The sequence below is a fragment of the Mycobacterium sp. 1165196.3 genome, assembly GCF_001673415.1.
Lineage (GTDB): Bacteria > Actinomycetota > Actinomycetes > Mycobacteriales > Mycobacteriaceae > Mycobacterium > Mycobacterium europaeum_A.
Genome location: NZ_LZLU01000254.1, coordinates 1 through 635, shown reverse-complemented (window position 1 = coordinate 635; position 635 = coordinate 1). Strand labels below are relative to the sequence as shown.

The window sequence follows — 635 nt, the reverse complement described above, 5'->3', positions numbered from 1 at the left end:
AGGCCCAGCTGGACCCAACGGCGCTGTCGGTGCTGGCCATGTTGCTGCCCGCGGACTGGACCTTCTGTCCGTGGGAGTTGGCCTGCTCGTAGATGACCTGGAAGTTGCGACCCAACTGGGTGATGAACTCCTGGCATGCCACCGAACCCGCACCGCCCCAGAAGTCGCCGGCAGCAAGCACATCGCGAACGATGGCCTGGTGCTCGGCCTCCAAGGACGCGGCCTGGGCGCGGATCAAGGCACCGTGGGCGTCTACATCGCCGAACTGGTAGTTAATGCTCATAACGGTGTTCTCCTAATGTCTTGAGATGTTACGCAGCTGCGGATTCGGCCGCTAGCTGCTGAGGATCTGCTGCGAGGCCTGCTCTTGCTGCTCGTAGTTGTTCGCGTCGCGAATCAGCCCGTCGCGCACCCCGTGGAGCATGTTGACGATGTTGCGGAAGGCCTGGTTGACCTGGCCCATGGTGTCGTACGAGGTGGCCTGGGCCTGACCGCTCCAGCCCGAGCCGGCGATGTTCATCGACGACGCCCACATCTTGCGGGCCTCGTCCTCAACGGTCTGGGCGTGCACCTCGAAGCGGCCCGCCATCGCCCGCATCTCGTGCGGGTCGGTCATAAAACGTGTTGCCATGTCG

General features: G+C 63.6%; 2 protein-coding genes. Both read right to left on the bottom strand.

Annotated features, from left to right (window positions below):
• Positions 1-283: WXG100 family type VII secretion target (locus tag A5659_RS24605; RefSeq protein WP_007771417.1), on the bottom strand; the 283-nt coding region annotated here is incomplete at its 3' end.
• A gap of 51 nt (positions 284-334) precedes the next feature.
• The gene (locus A5659_RS24600) at positions 335-631 is read right to left on the bottom strand and encodes a WXG100 family type VII secretion target (protein WP_007168951.1); all 297 of its coding nucleotides are present in this window, start codon (positions 629-631) and stop codon (positions 335-337) included.
• Between the last annotated feature and the right edge of the window lie 4 nt (positions 632-635).